This window comes from Microbacterium sp. zg.Y909 (genome assembly GCF_024626565.1).
Genome location: NZ_JANJFJ010000253.1, coordinates 1 through 6,418 on the forward strand (window position 1 = coordinate 1; position 6,418 = coordinate 6,418).

The following is a 6,418-nucleotide window of genomic DNA, read 5'->3' on the forward strand; positions in this document are numbered from 1 at the left end:
GAGGCGGCGATGGACAACGCCCGCGACGCCACGCAGATCTTCGGCGGCAACGGGTTCATGAACGAGTACCCCGTGGCCCGCCACTACCGCGACAGCAAGATCCTCGAGATCGGGGAGGGGACCACCGAGGTGCAGCTGCTCGTCATCGCCCGCGCGCTCGGGGTAGCGTGAACGGCATGACCGACACCCCCGCCGGCGCGCCCGACATCGTGCAGCGGGGACTGTGGTTCGAGGAGTTCACGGTCGGCGCGCGCTACCGCCATCGCCCCGGGCGCACGGTCACGCAGGCCGACAACGTGCTGTTCTCGGGCCTCACGATGAACGCGCAGGCCTTGCACGTCGACGAGGCGTACGCCGCCACGCAGCCGTTCGGCCGTCCCCTCATCAACTCGATGTGGACGCTGGCGACGATGATCGGCTCGTCGGTGGCCCAGCTCACGCAGGGGACCCTCGTCGCTCAGCTCGGACTCACCGACATCGCGTTTCCCGCCCCGCTCTTCCCCGGCGACACGCTCTACACCGACACCGAGATCATCGGCGCCCGGCCGTCGGCCTCGCGTCCCGGGCAGGGCATCGTCACCATGCGCCACACCGGGCGCAACCAAGACGGCGAGGTGGTCGCGACGGCGACCCGCACGGCCCTGATGTGGAGCCGTGACCACGAGGAGGAAACGACGTGACCGCTTTCTCGGCGGGCCCCGCCCTGCTCTTCTGCCCCGCCGATCGCCCCGAGCGGTTCGCGTCGGCGCTCGCGCGGGCCGACGGCGCCATCATCGACCTCGAGGACGCCGTGGCCCCGGTGGACAAGGCGGCCGCGCGCGGCGCCCTCATCGACGCCGACCTCGACCCGGCGCGGGTCATCGTGCGGGTGAACCCGGTCGGCACGCCCGATTTCGAGGCGGACCTGGCGACGCTGTCGCAGACCGACGTACGCACGATCATGGTCGCGAAGGCCGAGTCACCCAAGCGGATCGGCCGGATCGACCCGCGCTACACCGTCGTCGCGCTGTGCGAGACGGCGCGGGGCGTCACCGCCGCCGAGCGCATCGCCGCGCTTGACAACGTCTCGGCGCTGATGTGGGGCGCCGAAGACCTCGTCGCCTCGCTGGGTGGCACGTCGAGCCGCAAGCCGAACGGGCGATACCGTGACGTCGCCCGCCACGCGCGGGCACACGTGCTGCTGTCGGCGGGCGCACGCGGCAAGGCCGCGATCGACGCCGTGCACGTGGACATCGCCGACACGAAGGGGCTCGCCCGCGAGGCGGAGGATGCCGCCGCGAGCGGCTTCGCCGCCACCGCCTGCATCCACCCCAGCCAGGTGCCGGTGATCCGCGCCGCCTACCGTCCCACGGCGGAGGACAGCGCGTGGGCTCGGGATGTGCTGCGCGCCGCCGAGGACGAGGGCGGGGTCTTCACCTACCGCGGGCGCATGGTCGACAAGCCGGTGCTGCGCCACGCGCGCACACTGCTGCACCGCACCGAACGCTAGCCGGCCACGACGGGGCCGACGCCCGAAAGCAGCCGAAGCCGATCGCGCTCGAGCAGCAGGTCATAGCTCGACCCGTTCGGCAGCCGGAAGCCGACGGGGGGCAGCTCGCCCCCGGTGGCGTGGCGGATGATCTCGCGGATCAGCGCACCGTGGGCGACGGCGATGACGGATGCCGACGCCGGTGCCGTCGTGTGCCGCACGTCCCGCGCGATCTGCTGCAGCGCCGCCAGGGCACGGGCGCGCAGTGCCGGCCAGGGCTCGGCGCCGGGCACCTCGGCGCTGTGCCAGTCGCCCCAGCGTTCCAGGAACTCCGCGGCATCCACGCCCTCCGCCTCGCCATAGGCGCGCTCGCGCAGCTGCGGGTACGTGCGGGGCGGATCGACACCGAGGGTGTCGGCGATGATCTCGGCGGTCTCGCGCGCGCGTGACAGGTCGCTGCTGACGACGATGACGGGTGAGCCGGTGGTCAGGCGCTCCTGCAGCCGCTGGGCGGCCTCGCGGGCCTGCTCTCGTCCGGTGTCGTTGAGCGGGATGTCGGTGGAACCCTGGATGCGGCGCGCGCGGTTCCAGTCGGTCTCACCGTGGCGCACGAGGGTCAGCAGAGTCACCCGACGAGCCTAACCGCGGCATCCGGGAGAGGGCTCGGAGACGACTGGTGCGATTCGGGGATTCGGCGGTCGTCGGCGCGGTGCCGCGACCCTCAGCCCGACTCGGCGAGCAGGTCGGTGAGCGCTGCGAGCACGGGGCTGGTGCCGCCGTCGATCTTCACCGTCGCCTTGGAATCCGCGCGCGTCTCGCCCCGGTTCACGATGACGACCGGCAGCCGGCGCCGGCGCGCGCGCTCGACCAGGCGTACCCCGGAGTTGACGACGAGCGACGAGCCGGCCACGAGCAGTGCCTGACTCGTGCGCACGAGCTGCTCGGCCTCGGCGAACCGCTCGACGGGCACGAACTCGCCGAAGAAGACGACGTCGGGCTTCAGCATGCCGCCGCAGACGCTGCAGTCGGGAACGCGGAATCCGTCGGCGGTCTCGGGCAGCACGTCGCCGTCGGGGCCGAGCAGCACGTCGGCGGGAACGTCGATCCAGGGGTTGTCGGCTTCGATCCGCACCGCGAGGTCGCGTCGGTCGAAGACCTGGCCGCAGTGGGTGCAGAAGACCCGGCGCATGGTGCCGTGCAGCTCGACGACGCGGCGGCTGCCGGCGCGCACGTGAAGGCCGTCGACGTTCTGGGTGATGACGCCGGTGGCGATGCCGGCGCTCTCGAGGCTCGCGAGGGCCGCGTGGCCGGCGTTGGGGGAGGCGGCGGCGAAAGCGCGCCATCCCAGGTGGCTGCCCACCCAGTACCGTCGGCGGGCGGCCTCGCTGGCGAGGAACTGCTGCGCGGTCATGGGAGTGCGCACCGGGGCGCCCTCGCCGCGGTAGTCCGGGATTCCGGAATCGGTGGACACCCCGGCGCCGGTGAGCACCGCGATCTTGCGGCCGCGCAGCACGTCGGCGGCCTGGCCGACCAGTCGCTCGGTCGGCGCGTCGAGCTGGAGCACCGGGGTCACCCGGCCGATTCTAGGCGTGCCAGTTTGCCGGGAGGTTACGGTCAGCCGGGCATGGGTCGCGCACAGGTCCGCCATCGCGCCGCGTGGGAGAGTGGACCAATGCCCATCGAGCACGTCGCAGACCCCGCCGATCCCCGTCTGGCCGACTACCGGGACCTCACCGACGTGGCGCTGCGACGCGTGCTGGAGCCCGCCGGAGGCCTGTACATCGCGGAGTCGGCGAAGGTCATCGGCCGGGCCATCGCGGCGGGGCATCGGCCGCGGTCGATCCTGGTGCAGGAGAAGTGGGTCGACGACGTCCGGGACCTCGCCGGCGACGCGCCCGTGTACGTCGTACCGACAGAGGTCGCCGAGCAGCTCACCGGCTACCAGGTGCACCGCGGCGCGCTCGCCGCGATGCACCGCCCCGTCGCCCCGCCGGTGGCGGACATCATCGCCGGCGCACGTCTCGTGGTCGTGCTCGAGGACATCGTCGATCACACGAATGTAGGTGCCGCCTTCCGAAACGCCGCCGCGCTCGGTGCCGACGCCGTGCTCGTGTCTCCCCGGTGCGCCGACCCGCTCTACCGCCGCAGCGTGCGGGTGAGTATGGGCACGGTCTTCCAGGTGCCGTGGACGCGGCTGCCGAAGTGGCCAGAGGCGGGCGGCATCCTTCATGACAACGGTTTCCACCTGGCGGCGCTCGCGCTCGCCGACGACGCGGTGACGCTGGACGACTTCGTCGCCGCCCGGCCGGAGCGGGTCGCCCTCATGCTCGGTGCCGAGGGCGACGGGCTGTCCCGCCGCGCGCTCGAAGCCGCCGACACCGTCGTCACGATCCCGATGGCCGGGGGAGTCGACTCGCTCAACGTCGCAGCGGCGAGCGCCGTCGCCCTCTGGGCCCTGCGCTGACGCGGGTCGCGGCGCTTCCACTGGCGGTTGCGGCGCTGCGGCGCGCCTAACTCCTCAAGAACGGGCTCGTTCCGGGTCGGAACCCGGTCAGCGAGCCGCGACGTCGCGATTCTTGAGGAGTTGCGACGTCCCGGCCGCGCGGCCCGGCCCGCGCCCCCAGCGTCCGCCTACTCGGCGGCGAGGTCTCCCAGGCGCGGGACCGCCCGCACCGGCAGCGCATCGGGGCGCTTCGCCGTGATGTGGTCGCCGGAGGACTGGTTGCGCACCCGCCGCAGCACCCACGGCACGAGGTGTTCCCGAGCCCAGACGAAGTCGTTCACCCGTGCCGCCCGCCAGGTGCGGGGCGGCAGTGGCTCCGGCTGCATCGGCTGCAGGTCGTTCGGCACGTTCAGCGCGCGCAGCACCATGCGCGCCACCTCGTGGTGACCGAGGGTGTTGTAGTGCAGGCGGTCGTCGTCGAAGAACCGCATGTCCTGCACCTCCTTGAGCGCCCACTGGTCGGCCACGACGCAGTCGTAGCGCTCGGCAATGGCCCGGACATTCTCGTTGTAGATCGCGACGCGCCCGCGGATGCCGCGGAACACCGGCGTGAAGTTCGTGTCGATGGCGGTGAACACCAGCAGCGTGGCTCCGGAGGAGGTGAGCCGCACGACGGCATCCTCGAACTGTGCGGCGACGGAGTCGGGATCGCCGCCGGGGCGGATGACGTCGTTTCCGCCGGCCGAGAACGTGATCAGGTCGGGCTTCAGCGCGAGGGCCGGCTCGATCTGGGTGTCGACGATCTGGCCGATCAGCTTGCCGCGCACGGCGAGGTTGGCGTAGGCGAAGTCGTCGACCTGGGCGCCGAGCACGGCGGCGACGCGGTCCGCCCAGCCGCGGTGTCCGCCGGGGGAGGAGGGGTCGGGGTCGCCGATGCCCTCCGTGAACGAGTCTCCGATCGCGACCATGCGTCGCCAGGGATGCTCTGTCGGGTTCGGGGTGTACTCGGCGAGACGATCTGGGGAGTCGGTCACGGAGTCGGAGGGGGAGTCGGGGTCGGTGTCGGTATCGGGCATGGGGCCTCCTCGGCTGAACCAGCTTCGAGGCTAGCTTGCGCTGCCTCGTTTAGGCTGGACCGTTGTGGATGAACAGCAGCAGGAGCATTTCGGGAGCTTCGCTGCCGAGCACCTCTCGCCGTCGTTCCCGCAGCGCGCCCCCTGGGGAACGGCCCAGCGACTGCGTGCCTGGCAGGCCGAAGCGCTCGACCAGTACTTCGCGATGGACGGCCCCGACGGGGTCGGCAAAGGCCCCCGCGACTTTCTCGCGGCCGCCACGCCGGGCGCCGGCAAGACGACCTTCGCCCTGCGCCTGGCGACCGAGCTCCTCCGCCGGCGCATCATCGACCGCATCGTCGTGGTGGCCCCGACCGAGCATCTGAAGACCCAGTGGGCGGATGCCGCGGCGCGCGTGTCCATCCGGCTCGACCCGAACTTCAGCAACCGCCACGTCTCGCCCGCCCGGCACTATCACGGCGTGGCGGTGACCTACGCGCAGGTGGCGGTCAAGGCATCCGTCCACCAGCGCCTCACCGAGGATGCCCGCACCCTGGTGATCCTCGACGAGGTGCACCACGGCGGTGACGCCCTCAGCTGGGGCGACGCGCTGCGCGAGGCCTACCAGCGGGCGACCCGTCGGCTGCTGCTGTCGGGGACCCCGTTCCGCAGTGACACCGCGCCGATCCCGTTCGTGGAGTACCACCCGAACGAGAAGGGCATCAGGCTCTCCCGCACGGACTACAACTACGGCTACGGGCGTGCCCTCGCCGATGGGGTCGTGCGTCCGGTGCTGTTCCTCGTGTACGCGGGACAGATGCGCTGGCGCACCAAGGCCGGCGACGAGTACGAGGCGCACCTCGGCCAGGACAACACGAAGGACATCAACTCGCAGGCCTGGCGCACCGCGCTGGACCCGCAGGGCGACTGGATCCCCGCGGTGCTGCGCAGCGCCGATCGGCGACTCAGCGAGGTGCGGCAGGAAGTCCCCGACGCCGGCGGCCTCGTCATCGCGACCGACCAGACCGCCGCACGGGCGTACGCGGCGATCCTCCGCGACATCACGGGCGAGCCCACGACCGTCGTGCTCTCGGACGACCCCGCGGCATCCGGTCGCATCGAGGAGTTCGCGAAGGGCACGTCGCGCTGGATGGTCGCGGTGCGCATGGTGTCGGAAGGCGTCGACGTGCCCCGGCTGTCGGTCGGCGTCTATGCCACGAGCGCGTCGACCCCGCTCTTCTTCGCCCAGGCGATCGGCCGTTTCGTGCGCGCTCGCCGCCGGGGCGAGTCGGCGAGCGTCTTCCTGCCGCACGTGCCGCAGCTGCTGGCCCTCGCCAATGAGATGGAGCGCGAGCGCGACCACGCGCTGGACCGCGAGTCGGGCGACGACGACGGCCTCGAGGACACCCTGCTGGCCGAGGCGGAGCGCGAGGACAAGGCATCCGACTCGCTCAC

The 6,418-nt window shown here is 72.1% G+C and carries 8 protein-coding genes; 5 read left to right on the plus strand and 3 right to left on the minus strand.

Going from position 1 to position 6,418, the window contains the following annotated elements; genetic code table 11:
• From NQ160_RS16250 to NQ160_RS16260, 3 genes are all read left to right on the plus strand, one after another.
• Nucleotides 1-171: acyl-CoA dehydrogenase family protein (locus NQ160_RS16250; RefSeq protein ID WP_257516214.1), on the plus strand; the 171-nt coding region annotated here is incomplete at its 5' end.
• Between the two features lie 5 nt (nucleotides 172-176).
• A complete protein-coding gene (locus NQ160_RS16255; RefSeq protein WP_257516209.1) occupies nucleotides 177-680 on the plus strand; it encodes a MaoC family dehydratase in 504 nt (167 codons plus the stop codon).
• On the plus strand, nucleotides 677-1,489 hold the full coding sequence (locus NQ160_RS16260; RefSeq protein ID WP_257516210.1) for an HpcH/HpaI aldolase/citrate lyase family protein: 813 nt from the start codon (nucleotides 677-679) through the stop codon (nucleotides 1,487-1,489). The genes NQ160_RS16255 and NQ160_RS16260 overlap by 4 nt, the downstream gene beginning before the upstream one ends.
• On the opposite strand, the gene NQ160_RS16265 is transcribed toward NQ160_RS16260, so the two are convergent.
• Complete coding sequence (locus tag NQ160_RS16265) at nucleotides 1,486-2,097, minus strand: histidine phosphatase family protein (protein ID WP_257516211.1); 612 nt, start codon at nucleotides 2,095-2,097, stop codon at nucleotides 1,486-1,488. The two genes, NQ160_RS16260 and NQ160_RS16265, sit on opposite strands and share 4 nt — an antisense overlap.
• A 92-nt stretch (nucleotides 2,098-2,189) precedes the next feature.
• Nucleotides 2,190-3,041 (minus strand): Sir2 family NAD-dependent protein deacetylase, encoded by an 852-nt coding sequence (locus NQ160_RS16270; protein ID WP_374113667.1) that lies wholly within the window; start codon nucleotides 3,039-3,041, stop codon nucleotides 2,190-2,192.
• A 99-nt stretch (nucleotides 3,042-3,140) separates the two neighbouring features.
• On the opposite strand from NQ160_RS16270, the gene NQ160_RS16275 reads away from it, so the two are divergent.
• Nucleotides 3,141-3,932 carry a TrmH family RNA methyltransferase gene (locus NQ160_RS16275; protein ID WP_257516212.1) on the plus strand — a complete coding sequence of 264 codons (792 nt, stop codon included), beginning with the start codon at nucleotides 3,141-3,143 and terminating at the stop codon, nucleotides 3,930-3,932.
• A gap of 167 nt (nucleotides 3,933-4,099) precedes the next feature.
• Here NQ160_RS16275 and NQ160_RS16280 read toward each other — a convergent pair whose 3' ends face one another.
• Nucleotides 4,100-4,879, minus strand: a complete 780-nt coding sequence (locus NQ160_RS16280; RefSeq protein ID WP_257516216.1) for an SGNH/GDSL hydrolase family protein — start codon at nucleotides 4,877-4,879, stop codon at nucleotides 4,100-4,102.
• Between the two features lie 172 nt (nucleotides 4,880-5,051).
• Here NQ160_RS16280 and NQ160_RS16285 point away from each other — a divergent pair.
• A partial coding sequence (locus tag NQ160_RS16285) for a DEAD/DEAH box helicase (protein WP_257516213.1) occupies nucleotides 5,052-6,418 on the plus strand: 1,367 nt, incomplete at its 3' end.

Bases quoted from the DNA above. Each gene is read 5' to 3' on its own strand.
- NQ160_RS16255 (WP_257516209.1), top strand. From the start codon at position 177: ATGACCGACACCCCCGCCGGCGCGCCCGACATCGTGCAGCGGGGACTG.
- NQ160_RS16275 (WP_257516212.1), top strand. From the start codon at position 3,141: ATGCCCATCGAGCACGTCGCAGACCCCGCCGATCCCCGTCTGGCCGAC.
- NQ160_RS16280 (WP_257516216.1), bottom strand. From the start codon at position 4,879: ATGGTCGCGATCGGAGACTCGTTCACGGAGGGCATCGGCGACCCCGAC.